The 22,948-nt window shown below is 34.4% G+C and carries 22 protein-coding genes, 1 pseudogene and 1 riboswitch; of the genes and pseudogenes, 7 read left to right on the top strand and 16 right to left on the bottom strand.

Annotation, left to right across the window (positions count from 1 at the left end; genetic code table 11):
- Positions 1-93: 93 nt before the first annotated feature.
- The 4 genes from HMPREF9171_RS107975 to HMPREF9171_RS107990 form a co-directional block, all read right to left on the bottom strand.
- A complete protein-coding gene (locus HMPREF9171_RS107975) occupies positions 94-1,368 on the bottom strand; it encodes a nucleobase:cation symporter-2 family protein (protein ID WP_000671148.1) in 1,275 nt (424 codons plus the stop codon).
- The gene (locus HMPREF9171_RS107980) at positions 1,368-1,949 is read right to left on the bottom strand and encodes a xanthine phosphoribosyltransferase (RefSeq protein ID WP_000770389.1); all 582 of its coding nucleotides are present in this window, start codon (positions 1,947-1,949) and stop codon (positions 1,368-1,370) included. The genes HMPREF9171_RS107975 and HMPREF9171_RS107980 overlap by 1 nt, the downstream gene beginning before the upstream one ends.
- A gap of 103 nt (positions 1,950-2,052) precedes the next feature.
- Positions 2,053-2,148, bottom strand: a riboswitch (purine riboswitch).
- Between the two features lie 55 nt (positions 2,149-2,203).
- Positions 2,204-3,187: a GMP reductase gene (gene guaC, locus HMPREF9171_RS107985; RefSeq protein WP_000481323.1), complete on the bottom strand. Its 984-nt coding sequence runs from the start codon at positions 3,185-3,187 to the stop codon at positions 2,204-2,206.
- Between the two features lie 202 nt (positions 3,188-3,389).
- The gene (locus HMPREF9171_RS107990; protein ID WP_000162145.1) at positions 3,390-4,730 is read right to left on the bottom strand and encodes an MFS transporter; all 1,341 of its coding nucleotides are present in this window, start codon (positions 4,728-4,730) and stop codon (positions 3,390-3,392) included.
- A gap of 291 nt (positions 4,731-5,021) precedes the next feature.
- On the opposite strand from HMPREF9171_RS107990, the gene HMPREF9171_RS107995 reads away from it, so the two are divergent.
- Entirely contained in the window at positions 5,022-5,693 is a 672-nt protein-coding gene (locus HMPREF9171_RS107995) for a hypothetical protein (RefSeq protein ID WP_000853103.1), read from the top strand.
- A 71-nt stretch (positions 5,694-5,764) separates the two neighbouring features.
- Here the strand turns inward: HMPREF9171_RS107995 and HMPREF9171_RS108000 are convergent, their stop codons facing one another.
- The 6 genes from HMPREF9171_RS108000 to yjbM all read right to left on the bottom strand — a co-directional run bounded on the left by HMPREF9171_RS108000 (position 5,765) and on the right by yjbM (position 12,104).
- Complete coding sequence (locus tag HMPREF9171_RS108000) at positions 5,765-7,765, bottom strand: KUP/HAK/KT family potassium transporter (RefSeq protein ID WP_001164952.1); 2,001 nt, start codon at positions 7,763-7,765, stop codon at positions 5,765-5,767.
- Between the two features lie 134 nt (positions 7,766-7,899).
- A complete protein-coding gene (locus HMPREF9171_RS108005; protein WP_000625600.1) occupies positions 7,900-8,661 on the bottom strand; it encodes an SDR family NAD(P)-dependent oxidoreductase in 762 nt (253 codons plus the stop codon).
- A gap of 61 nt (positions 8,662-8,722) precedes the next feature.
- Positions 8,723-9,715, bottom strand: a complete 993-nt coding sequence (gene pta, locus HMPREF9171_RS108010) for a phosphate acetyltransferase (protein WP_001257098.1) — start codon at positions 9,713-9,715, stop codon at positions 8,723-8,725.
- Positions 9,716-9,740: 25 nt separating this feature from the next.
- Positions 9,741-10,625 (bottom strand): RluA family pseudouridine synthase, encoded by an 885-nt coding sequence (locus HMPREF9171_RS108015; RefSeq protein WP_000667471.1) that lies wholly within the window; start codon positions 10,623-10,625, stop codon positions 9,741-9,743.
- Positions 10,622-11,458: an NAD kinase gene (locus HMPREF9171_RS108020; RefSeq protein WP_000192910.1), complete on the bottom strand. Its 837-nt coding sequence runs from the start codon at positions 11,456-11,458 to the stop codon at positions 10,622-10,624. Before HMPREF9171_RS108020 ends, HMPREF9171_RS108015 begins: the two co-directional genes overlap by 4 nt.
- Positions 11,433-12,104, bottom strand: a complete 672-nt coding sequence (gene yjbM / locus HMPREF9171_RS108025) for a GTP diphosphokinase (protein WP_000061344.1) — start codon at positions 12,102-12,104, stop codon at positions 11,433-11,435. Before yjbM ends, HMPREF9171_RS108020 begins: the two co-directional genes overlap by 26 nt.
- Positions 12,105-12,213: 109 nt before the next feature.
- On the opposite strand from yjbM, the gene HMPREF9171_RS108030 reads away from it, so the two are divergent.
- From HMPREF9171_RS108030 to HMPREF9171_RS108050, 5 genes are all read left to right on the top strand, one after another.
- Positions 12,214-12,786 carry a CYTH domain-containing protein gene (locus HMPREF9171_RS108030; protein WP_000149079.1) on the top strand — a complete coding sequence of 191 codons (573 nt, stop codon included), beginning with the start codon at positions 12,214-12,216 and terminating at the stop codon, positions 12,784-12,786.
- 176 nt (positions 12,787-12,962) lie between these two features.
- Complete coding sequence (locus tag HMPREF9171_RS108035) at positions 12,963-13,937, top strand: ribose-phosphate diphosphokinase (RefSeq protein WP_000840698.1); 975 nt, start codon at positions 12,963-12,965, stop codon at positions 13,935-13,937.
- Positions 13,938-13,940: 3 nt separating this feature from the next.
- Entirely contained in the window at positions 13,941-15,056 is a 1,116-nt protein-coding gene (locus HMPREF9171_RS108040; protein WP_000639602.1) for a cysteine desulfurase family protein, read from the top strand.
- A gap of 1 nt (position 15,057) precedes the next feature.
- Entirely contained in the window at positions 15,058-15,405 is a 348-nt protein-coding gene (locus HMPREF9171_RS108045) for a DUF1831 domain-containing protein (RefSeq protein WP_000863499.1), read from the top strand.
- 154 nt (positions 15,406-15,559) lie between these two features.
- Entirely contained in the window at positions 15,560-16,198 is a 639-nt protein-coding gene (locus tag HMPREF9171_RS108050; protein WP_000605175.1) for a redox-sensing transcriptional repressor Rex, read from the top strand.
- A 12-nt stretch (positions 16,199-16,210) separates the two neighbouring features.
- On the opposite strand, the gene radC is transcribed toward HMPREF9171_RS108050, so the two are convergent.
- The 6 genes and pseudogenes from radC to HMPREF9171_RS1000000114260 form a co-directional block, all read right to left on the bottom strand.
- The gene (radC, locus tag HMPREF9171_RS108055; protein WP_000274751.1) at positions 16,211-16,891 is read right to left on the bottom strand and encodes a RadC family protein; all 681 of its coding nucleotides are present in this window, start codon (positions 16,889-16,891) and stop codon (positions 16,211-16,213) included.
- A 95-nt stretch (positions 16,892-16,986) separates the two neighbouring features.
- Positions 16,987-18,120: an AI-2E family transporter gene (locus HMPREF9171_RS108060; RefSeq protein WP_000667240.1), complete on the bottom strand. Its 1,134-nt coding sequence runs from the start codon at positions 18,118-18,120 to the stop codon at positions 16,987-16,989.
- A gap of 90 nt (positions 18,121-18,210) precedes the next feature.
- The gene (locus HMPREF9171_RS108065) at positions 18,211-19,650 is read right to left on the bottom strand and encodes a 6-phospho-beta-glucosidase (RefSeq protein ID WP_001872257.1); all 1,440 of its coding nucleotides are present in this window, start codon (positions 19,648-19,650) and stop codon (positions 18,211-18,213) included.
- Between the two features lie 159 nt (positions 19,651-19,809).
- A complete protein-coding gene (locus tag HMPREF9171_RS108070; protein WP_000895132.1) occupies positions 19,810-20,424 on the bottom strand; it encodes an SGNH/GDSL hydrolase family protein in 615 nt (204 codons plus the stop codon).
- Positions 20,425-20,524: 100 nt separating this feature from the next.
- Positions 20,525-21,346 (bottom strand): Cof-type HAD-IIB family hydrolase, encoded by an 822-nt coding sequence (locus HMPREF9171_RS108075; RefSeq protein WP_000593346.1) that lies wholly within the window; start codon positions 21,344-21,346, stop codon positions 20,525-20,527.
- 182 nt (positions 21,347-21,528) lie between these two features.
- Positions 21,529-21,708: pseudogene (locus HMPREF9171_RS1000000114260) on the bottom strand (hypothetical protein); the annotation flags it as partial.
- A gap of 261 nt (positions 21,709-21,969) precedes the next feature.
- Here HMPREF9171_RS1000000114260 and HMPREF9171_RS108080 point away from each other — a divergent pair.
- The gene (locus tag HMPREF9171_RS108080; protein WP_001086425.1) at positions 21,970-22,905 is read left to right on the top strand and encodes a helix-turn-helix transcriptional regulator; all 936 of its coding nucleotides are present in this window, start codon (positions 21,970-21,972) and stop codon (positions 22,903-22,905) included.
- The last annotated feature ends 43 nt before the right edge of the window (positions 22,906-22,948 follow it).

Genomic DNA, 22,948 nt, shown 5'->3' with positions numbered 1-22,948 from the left:
GAACTGAGTAATAAATTACTCAGTTTTTCTTTTATATTCTCATCATGAAATCAATAACTAAACATTAACTTTTTTGATAAATAAAGGAAAGTATCATATTAATTTTTTAGGCAATCCATTCAAAATAATATTTAAAACAACAGCTGTCAGGGTTGAGATAACAATACCATTTGTCAAAAACATTTGTAAAGTATTAGGAAGACTAATGAAGAGATTTGTCCCATTAAAACCTACTCCTGCTGCAATTGATACGGCTGCAATGATAAAGTTATGCTCATTATGCTCAAAATCAACCTGATTAAGCATTTTCATCCCTTGAAGTGCTACCATACCAAATAAAACTAACATAGCACCACCAAGAACTGGACTTGGAATCATTTGAGCCATTGCGCCAAATTTAGGTAACAAGCCAAGTATAACTAAGAAGAGAGCTGTAAAATATATCGGCTTACGCGTACGTATCCCAGATATCTGTACCAATCCCACATTTTGAGAAAAACCGGTATATGGAAAGGTATTAAATAAGCCGCCAAGTAATACTGCCAATCCTTCTGAACGGTAACCATTACGAAGTCTCTTACTGTCTAATTTATCGTTTGTAATATCTGAAAGCGCAAGGTAAACACCTGTTGATTCTACCATAGAAACTGTTGCAATAATACACATCATTAAAATAGAAGTAAATTCAAATCTAGGAGCTCCAAAATAAAATGGCTTCGGAATATGTACAAGTGGTGCTTCTGCTACCACAGAAGCATCAACTAAGCCCATAAATGCTGCAAGAATTGTACCTGAAATGAGTCCAATAAGGATTGAAATTGACTTCAAAAAGCCTTTTGCGAAAATATTAATTAATAAAACAACACCAATCGTTACCAGTGATAAAGTTAAAGATTGTAAGCTTGGTTCTTTTGCATTATCACCCATATTTCCCATCGCAACTGGTATTAATGTCAAACCAATTGTAGTAATAACTGATCCTGTTACAATTGGAGGAAAGAAATTTGCAACTTTAGAAAAAATGCCAGCAACTAAAACGACATATATTCCTGAAGCAATTAAAGCTCCAAACATATAGCCAGAACCTTGTTGTGCACCAATAATTGATAAAGGAGCTACAGACTGAAAGGCACACCCTAATACAACTGGAAGACCCACTCCAAAGTGCTTACTTAATCGTAATTGTAATAAGGTGGCAATCCCACACATAAAAATATCTGTCGCAATAAGATAAGTTAGTTGCTTAGCATTATAACCAAGAGCACTAGCAATCATGATAGGTACAAGAATGGATCCTGCATACATAGCTAACAGGTGTTGCAAGCCTAGAAGTGCTGCTTGCGAATTACTTTGCTCATTAAATTTCATTAAGCATCAGCCTCCGCAAAAACAACTCGACCATTTTCAAACGCTTTAATACGAGCAAGAGAAGTAACCGGAACACCTGTTTTTTCTAACAAATCACGCCCATCTTGGAAAGATTTTTCAATAACGATTCCGATACCAGCAACCTTAGCTCCAGCTTGACCAATAATTTCAAGTAATCCTTTAGCCGCTTGACCGTTTGCTAAAAAGTCATCAATGATGAGTACAGTATCATCGTTAGATAAAAAGCGACTCACAATAGAAACTTGACTCGTAACTTGCTTTGTAAAAGAATACACTTCAGCAGTTAAGATACCTTCAGTCATAGTAATGTTCTTAGCTTTTTTAGCAAATATCATTGGTACGCCCAATGCTTGAGCTGCGTACACTGCTGGCGCAATTCCAGATGCTTCAATTGTAACAACCTTCGTAATGCCGGCTTCTTTATATTTATCAGCAAAAACTTTACCTATTTCCTGCATTAACTCAAAATCTACCTGATGAGTCAAAAAAGAATCAACTTTTAAAATGTTCTCACCTAAAACATCACCATCTTTAAGAATACGTTCTTCCAATAACTTCATAATAACCCCTTCACTCTTTAGAAAATAAAAAAATAACTTACCTCAATCAGAGGACACAAATCTCCTCTAATTTATCGCTTCATTAACATGAACCAACAGGCAAGCTATTTATTAGCTTACTTATTGTTAGACATTACGGTGTCTTGTAGAGACGCTAAGCCAATCCTCAGCATAAATAAGTAAATCATATATTTAATTGTTATGTATGATAGATAACTATTGTAACATTTTTAATTAAGATTTCAAGATTTAATTTAAATGGAATCACCATTCCAAATAGAATTTTTAACAATAACGTAATCAACGTGTCTCAAGCTATCCAATTCTTTTCCACCTGCGTAAGAAATAGAACTTTGCAAATCTTGTTGCATTTCTGTCAAAGTATCCTCTAGTCGCCCTTTAACAGGTAATAGAATTTTCTTACCTTCAACATTTTTATGTTCTCCCTTTTGATATTCAGAAGCTGAGCCATAGTATTCTTTAAATTGCTGTCCTTCTACTTCCACAAGTTTTCCAGGACTTTCAAGGTGACCAGCAAACAGCGAACCAATCATTACCATACTAGCACCAAAGCGGATAGATTTTGCAATATCCCCATGTGTTCGAATACCACCATCAGCAATAATTGGCTTGCGAGCAGCTTTAGAACACCAACGTAAGGCAGCTAATTGCCAACCTCCAGTACCAAAACCTGTCTTGACTTTAGTAATACAAACTTTACCAGGTCCAATACCAACTTTAGTTGCATCTGCACCTGCATTTTCCAATTCTCTAACAGCTTCAGGCGTTCCTACATTTCCAGCAATAACGAAAGTTCCTGGAAGCTCTTGTTTAATGTGTTGGATCATCTCTATAACACTGTTAGAATGGCCATGTGCAATATCAATAGTGATAAACTCAGGAGCATCTTCTTTCAGACTTGTCACAAAATCATATTCATAGTCTTTGACCCCAACCGAAATCGAAGCAATTAAGCCTTTATCATGCATACGCTTGATAAAAGGTCTTCTTGCTTCTTCATTAAAACGGTGCATAATATAAAAATAACCTTCACACGCTAATGTTTCAGCTACCTCTTCATCAATAATAGTCTGCATATTAGCAGGGATTACTGGAAGTTTAAAGGTATAGTTTCCAAGTTTGACACTTGTGTCAGCTTGTGAGCGGCTAGATATAATACACTTGTTTGGTATTAATTGAATATCTTCATAATCAAAAACAGGAATATCGTTAAACATAATGGTTCTCCTAATGAGTAAAATGACCTTCCTATAACTTTGTATAACAAAGCATCGCTAGGTAAAAACATACCTTTCCTTTTTAAATTATATACTTTATTTATTTTTAGTCAATTTTTGATCAATTTATTTGAATAATGTTCGTTTTTTCAAAATAAATGTAAAATCCTATAGAGCAGTACTCTATAGGATTTTACATTTATTATATTGCTTTTCTTTTTCGAAGATAAGTTAATCCTACAATAGCTAAGATAACAACAACGATAACGAATAGAACTGCAAATTGACTACCAATTATAGCTCCATTTTTCGGAATAGCTACTTGTCCGATGGTAAAAATTTGTGAGGCTACTGCGGTTGCAAAAGCTCCCGCAAATTGTTGAAGTGTATTCAAGATACTATTACCATCCGCTGACTGTGTTGGCTTTAGTTTTGTTAAAGCTGTCGTAACCATGTTACTTGCTCCAATCCCCATACCAATTTTAGTAAGGATATCAAAGGCTAAAAGTACTACAACAGACTTCGCAGGAATGAATATAGCTGTACCAATTAAACCTATCAAAGAAAAGGAGATACCTATCATAATTGGCTTAAATGCACCAATTTTATCCAGGAGATAACCTGCAAAAGGGGATAAAAAAACTACTGCTATTGCACCTGGAAACATAAACAAACCAGCTTTGGTTGAAGTTTGATGTAAAACAAGTTGCAAAAGGTTAGGTAATAAGAACGAAAGTGCTAGAGGAATCATTTGAAAAGCCAGTACGCCATACAATAAGATTGAGAAATCTTTATCTTTAAAAACATTCAAATTCAAAAATTCTAGCTGTTTATTTAAATAGTAAAAAATAACAAAACTAACAATAGCTACTAATAAGTAAAAAATAGACATCTTTTCAATAGCTAAAAGAAGGGTTGCCAAGCCAATACCTAAACTGACAAAGGCAGGAAAATTGAGTTTATCATTAATTCTTACTTGACGTTTGGGAATAGAAGCCAAACCTATAAAGGTAGATATGATAAGTATTGGTGCCAGAAGCATAAAAATCATCTTCCATCCTAACATTCCTGAAATAACACCACCATAAGTAGGTCCAACTGCCGGTGCTAAAAGTGTGACCATAGCAGCTACTCCCATCATTAGTCCTCTACGCTCCATCGGGATTTGTGTAAGAATGATATGAAACAATAAAGGGAGGGCTAATCCTGTCCCAACACCTTGCAAGACTCTCCCTACTAACAATATAGCTAAATTAGGGGCAAAGCTATCAATTAAAACACCAGATAAAAAAAGCACATTTGCCAATGTAAAAATTTGTCTCTCTGATAAATTTTTAATCATAAATGCTGACAAAGGCACAGTCACAGCAACAGCTAACAAATTTCCTGTTGTCACCCATTGAATAACAGCGGGGTTAACCCCAAATTCTTTCATCAAAAGCGGAAAAGTGACATTCATAGATGTTTCAATAAGAATCCCTGAAAAACCTAATATAGCCGTTGTAATTATGGCAGGCATAATACGCCATCCCTTTTTAGTCATTAAAATCTCCTTGCTTTGATTATTATCATAAAATAGAGCACCCCGCTAAATCAAGGTGCTCCATTTAATTCATTCGAATTAAAATTAAATTGTTTATATTAGTTGTCAAAGGACAATCAACAGCTCTTATTATATCAAATAAAGCTAAGAAAAACAAAGAGTTTTTTGAATATTAATGTCTTCACTTTCTTATCTATTCTCTACCCATCAATCACCACTTCAGAGAACATAACAATTGCAATTTACTCTTAATACCGTTATCATGTTCATATGCTAATACCCAAGAAAATAGTGGCTTTTGCCTCAAATGAATCTGAAAATAATTTCTTTATTACGTTAAAGACTTACTTTAATTATTTGTTTTCTATACAAATCATTACAGATATTTCAACTCTCAATCATGCAGATTTTGACGGTAGCTTTGCATTCCATGATATAGAAACTAGCATACCTCATCTGGTAATTGACTCCAACTACTTAGCGATTAGTCAGACTAACTCAAAAACAGAGGCTAACGATATTAAAACGTTCTCGGAACTCTCCAAAACAATGACCGAGTTTCACTATATGCTAAATTTTGACTTATTTAACCATCTCCCATATCGTTTTAGATTGCATAATAAGGACGGTCAAACAATTTATTCGAACCATAAACCTGAAGATCCTTTTGATATTTATCCTGAAGAAGAATATCCTATAGACAAATGGGTTCAAAACAGCCTAATAGAGAAAAAAGCGAAAGAGCTACATTTACTCTTACCTAGCGCATCACAAGATTATATTCTAGTACAATCTTATAAACGCTTAGAAAATGATAGTGGGCAACTCGTTGGTTATATTGAACATGTTCATAATATTAAACCACTGCTAGAGGGTTATTTAAAAGAATCCGGTCAAGCTATCGTTGGATGGTCTGATGTCACGTCTGGTGCTTCTATCTCTAACGATGATTTTGAACTATAATCCACTCGTCACTCTAAAAAAGAAAACTAATAACTAAAAGGCACTGGTTTAATTCCAGCGCCTTTTATTAATCAATCTCCAGTTGTTGTAAGTTCAATTTTTTCTTTAATTGGTAGACCTCGATTAGCTGTAAAAATCAAAGGAACTACTTCTGTTGTAACTTCGGAAAATTGTAGACCAAACCATCGTATTGGTGTTGCTGTCCAATGCTTTATAGATGATTTCATTAGCATAACAAATCGTTCACCAGGTTTTAGGTTTTGACTACTTGAGAAACGTTCATCAAGGACAATAAACCTAAAATCTCCTACTTTACTATCAGGTCTAACGCTGTATGTCTTTCCTTGTTTAGGCAGACGTCCACTTTCAAGTAATTCTTCTACAATCGTACGAAGATAGCGTGACACAGTCTGACGCATCTTAAATCCAAGGTAAAGTTCTACCTTCACAATGAAGTCTGTTCCCATCATGTCAACTTTATACTCAGCTGTATAAGGTTCATCAGTGACCTTAATGTTTACAAACCAATAAACTTGTGCTTTTTTAGGGCGCTTATCAAGGATAGAATACATGATAGACTTATCAATCATGTCTCCTTCCATACGATTTGTCAAATAAACAACGTTAGTATGATAAATCGGATAACGATGATCATGTCTAAGTTTATCTAATTGTCCGATGTAATCTTTTAAATCCAACAACTTAACATAACGCGAAACAATTTTACTACCTTTATACCAGATAGTCATGATGAATATAATTGCTACTGCTATAATAACAACAACATAGCCTCCATGCATAAATTTAACAGCTGAAGCAAGGAAGAAGATTCCCTCTAAAATACCAAAGAAAATCATCATCAATAAGACTAAACCTCTTTTTACTCCTTTTTGAATTAAAAAGAAAGACAGTAAAATAGTTGTCATTAGCATCGTAATTGTTATCGCTAATCCATATGCTGCTTCCATGTGCGCTGAAGTCTTAAAAAGCAAAACAATAGAGGTTGTAATGGCAAATAAGAACCAATTAATAACAGGTATGTAGGTTTGACCAATATTGTCACCAGGATAAGTTGAACGAAATTGTGGGAATATTTTTAGTCGCATAGCTTCAGAAACTAAGGTAAATGATCCAGAAATCAGTGCCTGTGAAGCGATGATAGCTGCCAAAGTAGCTAAAATAACGACATGCATTGTAAATTGCGAAGGAATACTAGCAAAAAAGGGATTCAATTCATTTCCTGCGTTCTTATTAGCTAAAATCCATGCCCCTTGCCCACAATAAGAAAGTATAATGGCAACCTTAACGAACGGCCATGAAACATGTATATTTCCACGCCCAACATGACCTAAGTCAGAGTATAGTGCTTCTGCCCCCGTTGTCGCCAGGAAAATAGATCCTAAAATAAAAATACCTTTATGATTCTCTGGACTAAATAACAATTTCAAACCGTAGTATGGATTAATTGCTTTGAAAACTTCTGGATGGACAAAACTATTAAGGAGACCGCTAATACCTAAAAAGGCAAACCATATAAACATAATTGGCCCAAATAATTTCCCAATAACACCCGTTCCAAACCTTTGGATGGCAAAAAGTAACAGTAAAATAAACAAGGTCACAAAAATAACATTACTCTGATTCTGGAAAATATGCTGCAAACTAGGAACTACTTTTAATCCTTCAACGGCTGAAGTTACGGTTACAGCTGGCGTCAAAGCTCCATCTGACAACAAGGTTGCACCTCCAATAACAGCCGGAACAATTAACCAAGGTGTCATTTTTCTAACAAGGGTATATAAAGAAAAAATACCACCTTCGTGGTGATTATCCGCCTTTAAAGCTACAAGCACATACTTGATAGTTGTAATAAGTGTCAAGGTCCATATGATTAAAGATATAGAACCTAAGATAAACGATTCTGTGACACTAGAAATACCACCTTGGTTTTCAACCAATGATTGCATCGTATAGAGTGGGCTTGTACCAATATCTCCATAAACAATGCCTAAAGCAATAATAAATCCTGCTTTTGATGCTTTATCAAAAGAAGAATGATTGACATGTTGCATTTCTGCCAACCCTCCGATTAAATAATATTAGTCAAAAAAATGGCTGAACTCATTATAGCAGATTAAGTTAAAAAAACAACACTTATCTATAAAAAGACCAGAAATTATTAAAGCGTTTCCTGGTCTTTACTATTTTAATCACGATAAACAGGTTGAGGTCCATAAGTTTGACTGACTGGCATTATTTCTATGCGATTAATATTAATGTGTTCTGGTTGGCTAGCAACCCATGACACGGTATTAGCAATATCCTCTGCTTGAATTGCATGCGCACCTTCATAAAGTTTTTCAACTCTTTTATGATCTCCTTTGAAACGTACAGTTGAAAATTCTGTCCCTTCACATAAACCGGGTTCTAGGTTAGTAACTCTGATTTTAGTTCCAGCTAAATCGGCACGCAAGTTGAGAGAAAATTGTTTTACAAAAGCTTTTGATGCGCCATAGACATTAGCTCCTGGATAAGGAATTGTTCCTGCAGTTGATCCCAAATTGATAATTAACCCTCTATTAACTTCTACCATTTTCGGTAAAATGCATCGTGTCAAGTAAATTAATCCTACAACGTTAGTATTAATCATAGTCATCCAATCTTCAAAATCAGCTTCATATGATTTATCCAATCCAAGTGCTAAACCTGCATTATTAACCAACAAATCAATTGATTGCAAATTTTTAGGCAGACTTTCTAAAGCTTTGTCAACCGATTCTCTACTTGTAATATCCATTTGAAGTGGATAAAAGTAACCCTCTGAAAACTTTTCTCCAAGGCATTTTAATTTATCCATTCGACGAGCACAACCAATAACGCTATAACCATCTGAAACTAATTTAGTAACAATAGCTGCACCAAAACCAGCAGATGCCCCCGTCACAAGCGCAACTTTACGTGATATCATAAATACTCCTCCTCTAGTATATAGAAAAACGAGCTAGGAAAAATCCTTCTCGTTTTATAACTTATTTTGATTTCTCATCAATAGCTTGAGCAGCTGTAATGATAGCAAGTTTGTAAATATCTTCAGCACTTGATCCACGTGATAAATCATTTACTGGAGCATTCAATCCTTGTAAGATCGGTCCGATTGCTTCAAACATACCCAAACGTTGTGCAATTTTATAGCCAATATTTCCTGATTGAAGGTCTGGGAAAATAAAAACATTTGCTTTTCCAGCAACATCACTATTAGGAGCTTTAATTTCTGCAGTTTCCGGAACAAAAGCTGCATCAAATTGTAATTCTCCATCAACAGCTAATTCGGGAGATAAATCTTTGGCAATTTTAGCTGCTTCTTGAACTTTTTCAGCTTGAGGCGCTTTTGCACTTCCTTTTGTTGAAAAACTAAGCATAGCAATCTTGGGATTAATATCAAATATTTTAGCTGTATCCGCAGTATTTACTGCAATTTCTGCTAGCTCTTGTGCATTAGGATCAATGTTAATAGCACAGTCAGCAAAAATATAACGTTCTTGTGTATTTTCACGGTTCATCAAGAATACACCTGAAGTGCGTGAAATTCCTGGTTTTGTTTTAATAATTTGAAGAGCAGGACGTACAGTATCAGCTGTTGAATGAATGGCCCCTGATACCATACCATCTGCCAAACCAAGTTTTACTAACATAACCCCAAAATAGTTAACATCCTTCAAAAGACGATCTGCATCTTCCATAGTAGCTTTGCCTTTACGAATCTCAACAAAAGCTTCTTTCATCTCTTCAAATTTTTCGTATTGTTCAGGGTCAATAACGCTATAATCTTGATCAACAAAACCAAGTCTTGCCAAAGAATCGTGAACTTCGTCAGCCTTACCTAAAATAACAGGATCCACAAGACCTTCAAATTTCAAACGAGCTGCTGCACGTAATACACGTTCATCGCTTCCCTCAGGGAAAACAATCTTAACATAATCACTTGCAACTTTTTCTCTTAAACCACCAAATAAGGAACGCATATATATAAAACCTTCTATTTCTAAATTAATGTAATTCCATGATAACGCTGTCAAAGTCATCTGTCAAGTCTAGCGTCTGTTTATTTATTTTTCCCATAAAAGGGTCGTAAAAAGACAAAGAATGACAATGCAATGCTTGCCTGTTTATTCCTAGATCCATACGTCCTCCGTACAAATCATCTCCCAAAAGAGGAAAGCCGATATGAGCAAAGTGAACTCTAATTTGATGAGTACGCCCTGTATGTAATTTGATATCCACTAATCTAACATCACCATAACGAGCAACTACTTGATAACTAGTATGTGCATATTTGCCTGATTCATGGACTCGCCTCGTAATAATACTATCAACATCTCGTGCAATAGGAGCTATAATATCACCACTATCTGCTAAATCACCACTCCCTGATACTAATGCATAATACCTTTTTTCAATTGCTTTAGCCTGAAGTTGTTTATCTAGACGAGCATGGGCATAACCATGCTTGGCGAATAACATTAATCCACTTGTATCTCGATCCAACCGGGTCACAATATGGACCTGCTGATTGGCATAGTTATTAGACACATAATAGTGTTTTATAAAATTAGCAATTGTATTTGAATGAATAGAGCTAGGAATACTAGCGAAACCAAAAGGTTTATTTAAAATCAAAAAATGATCATCCTCATAAACAATATCTAAATCGTGAGGTACTGGTTCCAAAGTTTCGTGAGAAGGCTCGTCAGGAATATCTATCGTAACAACATCGCCAATCTCTAATAAGAAAATAGCGTTCTGCTCTTCACCATTGACAAAAATCTTACCACCTCTGTACTTAATCTTTGCTAATAACCCCCTTGAAACATCATGACTTTTCAAAAGTGTTTTAACTTTGCACCTTTCTTCTGCTATGTATTCAAATTTCAATGTTCAGGTTCTCCGATAAAAGCATCGTTAACACGTTCCCAAAAGCTAGTGTGACTTGGAGTTGAAACAAAGTTAATACTTTTTTCGTCAATACTATATTCTATTTTGGTAACATTTTTGTAATGGACCGTTTTGTTATCTATAGAAATTGTATAGACACCAACTCGTTTAGGAACTATCTCTATAGCATCTTTTTTGGGGATGATAACCGATGACCCCAAGGTACGATAGACGCGATTATTAAGACTAGAAATTTCTGTTAGTTGCAAGGCTTCTATCGTTGGGTGGAGTACTGCCCCCCCTAGTGATTTATTGTAAGCAGTACTACCGGTTGGTGTAGAAACTAAAATGCCATCTCCCCTAAACCTTTCAAATACCACTTGATTAATAACAACATCCGCTACCATTGTTTTTTCAATACGCTTAATAGTAGACTCATTTAAAGCACGCGCACGAATAACTCGACCATCTTCAAGGGTAATAGTTACTTTCAAAATGGGATAGGAGATTTGTTCACCTTTATCATTTTTCAAATTATTAATTAATGTGTCAACTTCAAAATCTCGATAGTCTGTATAAAACCCTAAATGTCCTGTATGAACACCGACAAACCTTACTTTATCCAGTTGTTTTTCGTACATATGGAAGGCTGACAAAAGCATACCATCTCCACCAATAGAAATGACAATATCAGGATCCTTTTTTGATAAATAAAAATCAGGATCATGTTTAAAAGCAGCAAAGAGCTTTGAGGCTACACGCTTGCTTTGATATTTTCCGTTAGCAATTATAGCAACACGTGTTGCTCTATCTGTAAAATTCATCTGTGTCATCACTATTTCCTACACCATCGCTCAATTTTCGATTTAAAGGATCAAATAAAAGCTGTGCTTCACGAATATCTTCGCGAATCTTACGCATTTCTTCATCCAATTCTAAAGCGATTTTTGCTGTTTTCTCCAGTCTTTGTTTAATTTCTTCAGGGAAGTCCCCCTGATACTTGTAATTTAATGAATGTTCGATGGTTGCCCAAAAATTCATAGCCAGAGTTCTAATTTGTATTTCTGCTAAAACTTTCTTTTGTCCATCTATTGTGTCTACAGGATACTCTACAACGACATGATATGAACGATATCCACTAGATTTCATATGGGTAATATAGTCTCGCTCCTGAACCACTGTCATGTCATGACGTTTTCTCAATAAGGCAAGGACTTCATCAACGTCATCTACAAATTGTACCATGATACGAAGACCTGCAATATCTTGCAAGTCCTGAGCAAGATTTTCTTCTGAAATACCACGTAAAACCATCTTTTCTTGAATACTTTCAACCGACTTTACGCGTCCAGTAACAAATTCTATTGGAGAGTGACGATTTTGCTTTCTAAATTGTTTACGAATACCACGAAGCTTTATTTTTAATTCACCAACCGTTTGAATATAAGGGTCTAGAAATGTTTCCCAATCCATTGACATTCTAATCCTCCAAAATATTTAATGTACTCTCTTGTAAAATAAACTTTTTTTCTATAAAATTAACACAACAATTAATATTATACCATATTTAGGAAAAGGAAGTGATAAGATGACACACCTAGAAATTGAATACAAAACTCTATTGAATAAAGACGAATTTAATCGTCTAACAAGCTTATTTTCTCATGTTCAACCTATTACTCAAACCAATTACTATTTTGACACAGAAACATTTGAAATGAAAGCACACCGAATGTCACTTCGCATTAGAACGTTACCTAACCGTGCCGAACTAACACTAAAAATCCCTAGAGAAGTAGGAAATTTAGAGCACAATCATGACCTTACTTTAGAAGAAGCTAAATATATCGTTAAAAATGGCCAGTTCCCTGAAGATACTGAGATTGCTTCTTTAATCCTTGAAAAGGGAGTTGATCCAACCAAATTAGCTGTCTTTGGACAACTTACAACAACAAGACGAGAGATGGAAACTTCAATCGGCTTAATGGCTCTAGACAGCAATATATATGCTGATATTAAAGATTATGAACTTGAGTTAGAAGTCAAACAACCTAAACAAGGGAAAAGAGATTTCGACCAGTTTTTAAAAGAAAATAATATTAATTTTAAATACGCCAAAAGTAAGGTAGCTAGATTCTCTGCTACTTTAAAAAATAACTAACGTTGAGAGATTGGATTTTCCAATCTCTTTTATAATTCTCATTTAAGCAAGAACTTAAAATCTCATACTATCTCTCCTCAACATTGTTATTGCAAGCATTTTCATGTTTCTTATCGTGAATTTTTTCTATTTTTTTGGTAAACTATTAGTATCAATCTAAAGGAGTCATCTATCTCATGGCAGAACAATACGCCGATAAACAAATCAAACTTTTCTCATTAACCGCTAATAGAGAAATTGCTGAAAAAATTTCCCAAGCTTCAGGAATTCCTTTGGGTAAGATGTCATCACGTCAATTCTCTGATGGCGAAATTATGATTAATATTGAGGAAACGGTGCGCGGTGACGATATCTATATCATCCAATCTACAAGCTTCCCAGTCAATGATAATCTCTGGGAATTACTCATTATGATTGACGCTTGCAAACGTGCAAGTGCTAATACTGTTAACATCGTAGTCCCTTATTTTGGATACTCTCGTCAGGACCGCATCGCTGCATCTCGTGAACCTATTACTGCAAAATTGGTCGCTAATATGTTAGTTAAAGCTGGGGTTGATCGAGTTCTTACCCTCGACTTACATGCAGTACAAGTACAAGGGTTCTTCGATATCCCAGTTGACAATCTTTTTACTGTCCCACTATTTGCTGAACACTATAATCAACTCGGTCTCTCTGGTGAAGATGTCGTCGTTGTTAGTCCTAAAAATTCTGGAATCAAGCGTGCTCGTAGTTTGGCAGAATACCTTGACTCTCCAATTGCTATCATTGATTATGCACAAGATGATTCTGAACGTGAAGAAGGCTATATTATTGGTGAGGTAGAAGGTAAGAAAGCTATTATTATTGATGATATTTTAAATACAGGAAAAACCTTTGCCGAAGCTGCAAAAATTTTAGAACGTGGTGGAGCAACTGAGATTTATGCTGTTGCTAGTCATGGGCTTTTTGCTGGCGGCGCAGCTGATATTTTAGAGTCTGCACCAATTAGAGAAATTATCGTAACAGACTCTGTTTTATCTAAAGAGCGTATCCCTAGCAATATTAAATATCTGACCGCTAGCCATCTCATTGCAGACGCCATTATCCGTATCCATGAAAGAAAACCTTTAAGTCCATTATTTTCATATCGTTCAGATAAGAAGGATTAATTGATGATTTATTTAGACAATGCTGCTACTACCGCTCTAACCCCATCTGTTATTGAGAAAATGACCAATGTCATGACAAGTAACTATGGTAATCCATCTAGTATACATACCTTTGGGCGTCAAGCAAATCAACTTTTACGTGAATGTCGACAAATTATTGCTGAATATCTAAATGTTAATTCACGTGAAATTATTTTCACTTCTGGGGGAACTGAGAGCAACAATACAGCTATCAAAGGGTATGCTCTTGCAAATCAGCTAAAAGGTAAACATATTATTACCTCTGAAATTGAACATCATTCAGTCCTACATACTATGACTTACTTATCAGAGCGATTTGGTTTTGATATTACTTACTTAAAACCAAACCATGGACAAATTACTGCAAAAGACGTTCAAGAAGCTTTACGAGATGATACTATTATGGTATCTCTCATGTTTGCTAATAATGAAACCGGGGACTTTTTACCAATTCAAGAGATTGGTCAGCTTCTCAGGAACCACCAAGCTGTTTTTCACGTTGATGCCGTTCAAGTCTTTAGCAAAATGGAACTTGATCCTCATTCTTTAGGAATTGACTTTTTAGCTGCTTCTGCCCATAAATTTCACGGTCCAAAAGGTGTTGGGATACTTTACTGTGCTCCCCATCACTTTGATAGTCTACTTCATGGTGGAGACCAAGAGGAAAAAAGGCGTGCTTCAACTGAAAATATAATTGGTATTGCTGGAATGTCTCAAGCTCTTACTGATGCTACGACTAACACCCTTAAAAATTGGACTCACATTAGTCAGCTGAGAACGACCTTTTTAGATGCTATTTCAGACCTTGACTTCTATCTTAATAACGGTCAAGACTGCTTACCTCATGTACTTAATATAGGTTTTCCTGGACAGAATAATGGCTTGTTATTGACACAATTAGATTTAGCTGGATTCGCAGTTTCAACAGGTTCTGCATGTACTGCAGGAACAGTCGAACCTAGCCATGTCTTAACAAGCTTGTACGGAGCCAACTCACCACGTCTAAATGAATCAATACGTATTAGTTTTTCAGAACTAAATACCCAAGAAGAAATTCTTAAATTAGCTAAAACCTTAAGAAAAATTATAGGAGATTAATATGGCATTTGAAAAAGAAATAAATCTTCCAGACTGCAATTACATTTATACTATCAGCCCGAACATTAAAAAATATACCTTACGCGATACTACATTCACTCAAAATCGCTTAGGTAATTATGAATTAGAGCGTCTCCTAGAAACAGTACCTAATTCTGGCGATGGCTTTCCTCTAAAGATTACAATCAATAAAGAACTTTCTGGTTTTAAGCTCTTAATTACTGATAAATCTGGCCTTAGAATAGTAAATATCTTTAAATCTACCGATCATAAAATTCTTCAAGACAAATTTTATTTCTTAATGGACAGCCTCGTTGAGCGTGATATCTTTACGAAAACTGCAAAATAATTTATCGACCACTATTTTTAACATTTTAGTGGTCTTTTTGCGAACCATTTTGTTGTCACTTTCACAATCTTTTTGTACAATAGAGATGTGAAGAATTAAGTTATATAACTAATTCTAAATCGAATAATAAAATTTTTAACAAGGAGATAATTTTGTGATTATGGATAAGTCTATTCCTAAAGCAACTGCTAAACGTTTATCACTGTACTACCGTATTTTTAAACGTTTTAATACTGATGGCATCGAAAAAGCTAGTTCCAAACAAATTGCAGATGCCCTAGGTATCGATTCTGCTACTGTTCGACGTGATTTTTCTTATTTTGGTGAACTAGGACGCCGTGGTTTTGGTTATGATGTCAAAAAACTTATGAACTTCTTTGCAGAAATATTGAACGATCATTCTACAACAAATGTTATGTTGGTGGGATGTGGAAATATCGGTAGAGCTCTCTTGCATTATCGTTTCCACGATCGCAATAAAATGCAAATTTCAATGGCTTTTGATTTAGATAGCAATGATTTAGTTGGTAAAACAACCGAGGATGGCATTCCTGTCTACGGTATTTCGACTATCAATGACCATTTAATAGATAGTGATATTGAAACTGCTATCCTAACAGTACCTAGTACAGAAGCCCAAGAAGTTGCTGACATCTTAGTCAAAGCAGGTATAAAAGGCATCTTGAGTTTTTCTCCAGTTCATTTAACATTACCAAAAGATATCATTGTTCAGTATGTAGATTTAACAAGCGAATTACAAACTTTACTTTATTTCATGAACCAGCAGCAATAAATAGTTCATTATTTATAAAATATCTGCTTCTTCTCGAAAACTATAATATTTATTTTTTCCAACGATGATGTGATCTAGGCAAACAATTCCCAGATGATCACATGATCGTTTTATTTTTTTAGTGAAACTTAAATCACTTTCACTGGGCTTTGGAGAACCTGAGGGATGATTATGTATGATAATCAAAGAAGTTGCCATGTTTTTACAAGCATAATGTAGAATTTCTCTTGGCTCTGCTACTGAACGACGTACAGTACCAATAAAAATTGTTCTCTGTTCGATAATACGATTTTGTGTATCCATATAAATAGCTACTAAATGTTCTTGTTTTTTATCCCCTAATTCGAGCATCATTTTCCTCGCTAATTGTTCACTACTTAAAATTTGCTCTTTACGATCATATTCAGCTTTGTGAATCCGTTTTGCTAGTTCTAGCATAGCTTTTATTTCGACGGATTTAACCTGACCGATTCCTTTAATGGATTGCAACTCCTGTAAGGATAATTGACCAAAATCTGCTAAACTGCTTATGTTTTCTAAAATTTGCGTTGAAATTTCCAGAACAGGTTTTTCTTTAATACCTGTACGTAAGAGAATGGCTAATAACTCCTGATTACTCAATCTATCTGCGCCTAAATCAACTAGGCGTTCTCTTGGTAGTAAAGCTTCCTTTTTTAATTCAATATGGTACATAAAACACCTCCAGTCATAATATTCGTAAACCAATCAAAAACTCATATTTTAAATCAATAAAAAATACTTAGATGAAAAATCTAAGTATTTTTTATTTAACGATAGGTTCGTGCACGATTTCTAAGCGTTTGTCGCTTGATAATATGATCTTTTACAATCTGATAGATAGTAGCTGCAACAGGAACAGCAAGTAACATGCCTAAGATCCCCCATAAAGCACCTCCGATAGTAATAGCCATTAAAACCCACATAGAAGGCAGTCCAATCGATCCACCGACAACTTTCGGATAAATGACATTTCCTTCAAATTGTTGTAAAAGGATCAAGAAAAGAACAAACAAGAATGCTTCAGTAAGCGATTCAGTAGCAATTAAGATGAAACCGATTGTAACACCAATGTAGGCTCCCACAACCGGTATTAGAGCTGTAAAAGCAACTAAAACCCCAACTGTTAAAGCATAAGGAAATTGGAAGATCAACATACCAATAACCGTCAAACTTCCTAAAATCATAGCTTCTAAAGTTTGGCTTACAAAAAAACCATGGAAACGTTGATGAAGGATATGACGAACGTAATGGAATGTTTTGCCTGTTGAACCTAAATAGGTATCAATTAACAAATTAAACTGACGTCCCAACTGCTCCTTGTTTGCCAAAACGTAAATTGAAAAAATAAAACTAACAAAAACATTCAGGAGTGTTGCCGCAATAGAGGAAACTGAGGTTAGTAAATTTGTTAAAACAGATAAAACTTGCTTCAAAATCTGCTGGCTATAACCACTTAAAGTAGAAACTAAGTCTTTATCTGTTCCCATATAATTTAAAGCCTCAGAAATTTGTTTATTTTCATTGAGATTATTAACCAATTTAGCAAGTGCTCCGGTATCAATAACCAATAAAGAACTCAAACTAGAAATCAAATCTGGAATGACAATTGAAAATAGCCAGACAATTAAACCAATAAAAGTTGCATAGGATAAAATCATAGAAACACTACGCTTGATTGCCATTAATAGTCTAGATCCTTTAAAAAGCTTTATATATAATCGCTCATAGACTGACATTACAATATTAATAATATAGGCAATTCCAGCTCCCATCAAAAAAGGAAATATTGCCTTATGAAGCGTAGTTAAAATATTAGAAACAGCTCCCCAATAAGCCTGTATAGCATAGCAAATAGCAAATGTTATGACAACATAATAGACCTGCCGTTTTTCAAATTTCATGAAATCTCCTTATTAATCTTAATTTCTTTCAATTATTATACACTATTTTATGAATGAGAAAAAGAGAGTTAACAGTTATTAGTCTGCTCTTTATTCTATTTGACTGCCATTACTTGCAATAACCTTCTTGTACCAATAAAACGATTTTTTCTTGTAACGCTTGAGTGTTCCCTCTCCTTTATTATTGCAATCAACATAAATGAAACCATAGCGTTTTTCCATTTCACCAGTTCCTGCAGATACTAAATCAATACATCCCCATGTAGTATAGCCAATTAAATTAACACCATCTACATATATAGCATCTCTCATTGCAGCAATGTGCTGACGGAGGTAATCAATACGATAATCATCTTCTACGTAACCATTCTCATCAGGAATATCTACTGCCCCAAGTCCATTTTCAACAATAAACATCGGTTTTTGATAACGATCCCAGATAGCATTTAAGGTAATACGTAATCCAAGCGGATCAATTTGCCATCCCCATTCAGAAGATTTCAAGTAAGGATTCTTAAGTGATGCGAAAATATTTTCTTGAACCTGTTCACTGACGGTTGGATTACTTGAAGCTACTCGGCTTGAATAGTAAGAAAATGAAATAAAATCAACCGTATAGTCTCTTAACAAAGCAAGATCTTCTGCTGTCATTTGAATTGAAATACCTAAATGCTCAAAATGTTTTTTAGCATAATTAGGGTATTTGCCACGCGCTTGCACATCAATAAAAAAATAATTTTCTCTATTTTTTTGCATCGAAGCCCAATAATCTTGTGGATGACACGTATTTGGATAGTATTGACCTGCAGCTAGCATACATCCGATTTGATTATTTGGATCAACTTCATGAGCAATTTTTACTGCAATAGCCGAAGCCACTAACTCATGGTGAGCTGCTTGATATTTAATTTGCTCTTGATTTTCACCATCTTCAAAATATAAGCCAGCGCCCATAAAAGGAGCGTGTAAAATCATATTGATTTCGTTAAAGGTCAACCAATATTTAACTAACCCCTTAAAACGAGTAAATAAAGCTCGTACAAGGCGCTCATAAAAACCAATCATTTTACGGCTCCGCCACCCACCGTAATGTTTAATAAGGTAGATAGGACAGTCAAAATGTGTAATGGTTACCAAAGGTTCAATACCATACTTACGACACTCTTTAAAAATATTTTCATAAAACTGAAGACCAGCTTCATTTGGATATAGCTCATCACCCTTTGGAAAAATACGCGTCCATGCTATTGACATACGATAGGTTTTGAAACCCATTTCTGCAAGTAATGCAAGGTCCTCTTTATAATGGTGATAAAAATCTATTGATTCTTTTGCTGGATAAAAGTATCCTTCCTCAAAATCAAACATTTTCTTTTGTCCTGAAATAATTGCAAATCGATCTTCTCCAGTAGGAACAACATCTACATTTGCTAGGCCACGTCCATCAACATTGTAAGCTCCTTCACATTGATTGGCAGCAGTTGCCCCGCCCCATAAAAAACCTTTTGGAAATACTTGTTTTACCATCATTTACCCCTCTTGTTTTTTCTTATCATAATATTAAAAAAGACCAGTTACTGACATTGATTCGCCAAATACTGGTACTATCCATGACATGAACTTTCTACTTAGAAGGTCTTTTCACTAATTCTGTGTATTTAAATACTTAAAAATAGTATCAAAACACTTTTAAAGGTAGAGTTTTATCGTTTCAGAAATTTTAGCATAGGCTTGATCTGTTAGGTGCAAACCATCTTTTGTAAAACTGCTAGCAAGCTGACCTTTTTCGTCAACTAATAAATCATACAATTCAATATAATTAATGCCAGAAATTACTGATAAGGTTTTGTTTAAAGCTTTTATTGTTTGATTATTTCTTACCTTGACACGCTCTATATAGTCATCTTCTTCACTAACAGGTAAAACACTCAGTATATTAATCTCTGTCATATAAGATTCCGCACGAATTTCTGCAATTATATCCGTGATATTAGCTATGATTTCTGACTGTGAATGCCCTAAACCAATATCATTTGTTCCAATTAAAATAAATACTTTGGATGGTAATAATTCCCATACTTGGGTTCTCAAGTTTTCTAAAAGCCAATAAGTATCTGATCCTGCTACTCCTCTATTAACTAAAGGATAGTCACGTCCTAAATGTTTTTTTAAAGGAAAAAACTCAACGATAGAATCTCCTGTGAAAACAATGGCACCTTCTTGTACTGTCTGATTGTTAATCTCAAAAAACTGTTCTCGTTTCATTTGATAATCTCTTAAAGCTTTGTCAATAACTTCTAACATCGTTCTCCTTCATTATTAAATATTTCTCTAGGCTTTCTTGTATTATAACAAAATTTCACCTGAGAATTGAATAGTATGCTTCGTTAAAAGCTACGTGGTCCTATTCATTATCACTCATCTTGTGAAGAAAGTTCTCTATCGTTTCTAACACACCATCCTGATCGTTACTAACTGTTTGATATTTAGCAATAGCTTTAATTTCTTCTGGCGCATTTGACATAGCGTAAGAAATATTTGCTGCTCTCAACATTTCCACATCATTGCCCCCATCACCAAAAACCATCACTTGATCCTGTTTCAATCCCCACTTTTCAAGAAGAATAGCGATACCATCCGCTTTATTGACATCAGCTGGTAAGACATCGATACAACCAAAACCACTAGAGGTCAATCTGATATGATGATTTTTAAAGTGTTCACTAATATCTAACAACATCTCAGAAACAAGATTTTCATTTACCCAAAGTGTCATTTGAAAATAGCGGTCATCATCTAAGGGCAGCAAATGGTCTTTATAGATAAAATTAGGCATATAGTATTCTAATTCAGTCCGCCTATTAATAGGAGTTCTTTGCTCAAGGTATGAACGTTTTTCACCAGATAAGCTGATGAGTGTCTCAGGATAGTTCTGATATAAATAGGATAAAACAGCTGCAACTGTATCATTAGATAAATAAGTTTCTTTTAGTAATGTGCCATCTTGGTCAATGACACGACCACCATTTTCAGCGACGTAGGCGATACGATTAGGGTATTCCAAAAAGTTTAACAACAATTGATCGTATAAATTACCACTAGCAGCTACAAATTTAATATCATACTTCTCCATCAACGTTAATAAAGAAGAAAACCGTGCTTTATCATAAGTTTTATCTGAGCGTAGAAAAGTTCCATCCATATCTGTTGCTATCAATTTAATCATACAAGTAACCTTTGCCTTTCAAGAGGGTGCCAAATATCTCAATATGTTCTTTCATTATATCACATATAAACCAAAAAGATTTGATACCTGATACATCAACGGTTCTATTAATTAAGTTAAATTTTGTTTCAGAGATTAAATCGACTTTTAGCTATACTTATCTCCATACTATCAGAGCTTGTTTAACATAATGATTTACTGAAGAGTTTTCTTATTGTTGAGTTGAATAATAGATTCGTAACTATTGCAATAGTCATAATAAAATATTTGAGATTCGAAATGGCTATACGTGTTTTTGAGAGACCTAAAATTATTTTTTTCACATAGTTATTCTATTTTGAAAAAATAAATAATTGAGTATATTAATAAATTTGGTCATATTAATACAACAAAAAATCCTTACATGAGATAAGGAGATTAAACGACCCTGTAAGGATTTTGAAGTTATTAGAAACACTCTAAGCAAAAATTTTAAAGCGTTTTCTCTATGACTTATATTATATGTCATGTTCCTATACAAAACTTACACTATCCTTTCAAAAAATAATACTATCCTACGAAACCCATTTTTTGATAGTTTTCTGTTATAATAATACTATCCTACGATTTTAGAAAGAAAAACGATGAACTCACTTGATAATTTACTATCACATAATTTAGATGATAACCGGCATTTATTACCCTACGAACACATGCATACTGAGGTTAGAAATGGTTACCCTGACGTTTTATTTCACTGGCATCCGGAACTTGAAATTTCATATGTCCACGAGGGGACCGCACGTTATCACATCGATTATGATTTTTTTAATAGCCAATCTGGTGATATTATCTTGATCCGTCCAAATGGTATGCATTCTATTCATCCGATTGAAAATAAAGAGCATATCACAGATAGCATTAAATTTCACTTAGATTTAATAGGATATTCTATTGTAGACCAAGTTAGCCTTCGTTATTTACAACCGTTGCAGACTAGCTCTTTTAAGTTTATCCAATGTATCAAACCTAGTATGACAGGATATAATGATATCAAAAATTGTTTGTTTGATATTTTTAATATTTCAAAAGAAGAAAATCGACATTTTGAGCTACTCCTAAAAGCTAAATTAAACGAACTCTTGTATTTACTCTATTATCATCAATATGTCATTAAAAAACATACTGATGATACCTACAGAAAAAACGAGAGAATTCGTGATTTGATTGATTATATTAATAATAATTACCAGCAAAATCTTACCATTGAATTTTTAGCTGATTATATGGGGTATAGTAAGACACATTTTATGACCGTATTTAAACAGCATACTGGAACATCCTGTACAGAATTTATCATACAAGTTCGTCTTAATAAAGCTAGTGAGCATCTTATTAACTCCACTACGGCTATTATTGATATTGCCAACAGCGTTGGTTTTAATAATCTATCAAATTTTAATCGCCAATTTAAACGCTATTATCATACAACTCCTCGCCAGTACCGCAAACAATTTACCAACAAAAAAGACGGTAGTACGCTTATCTATAGAAATATAAATACAAAAAATAGAAACTAGTCAAATCCATGACTAGTTTCTATTTTTTATTATTTAAGCGTTA

This window comes from Streptococcus agalactiae ATCC 13813 (assembly GCF_000186445.1).
GTDB lineage: Bacteria > Bacillota > Bacilli > Lactobacillales > Streptococcaceae > Streptococcus > Streptococcus agalactiae.
This window is presented reverse-complemented; position numbering and strand designations above follow the sequence as displayed.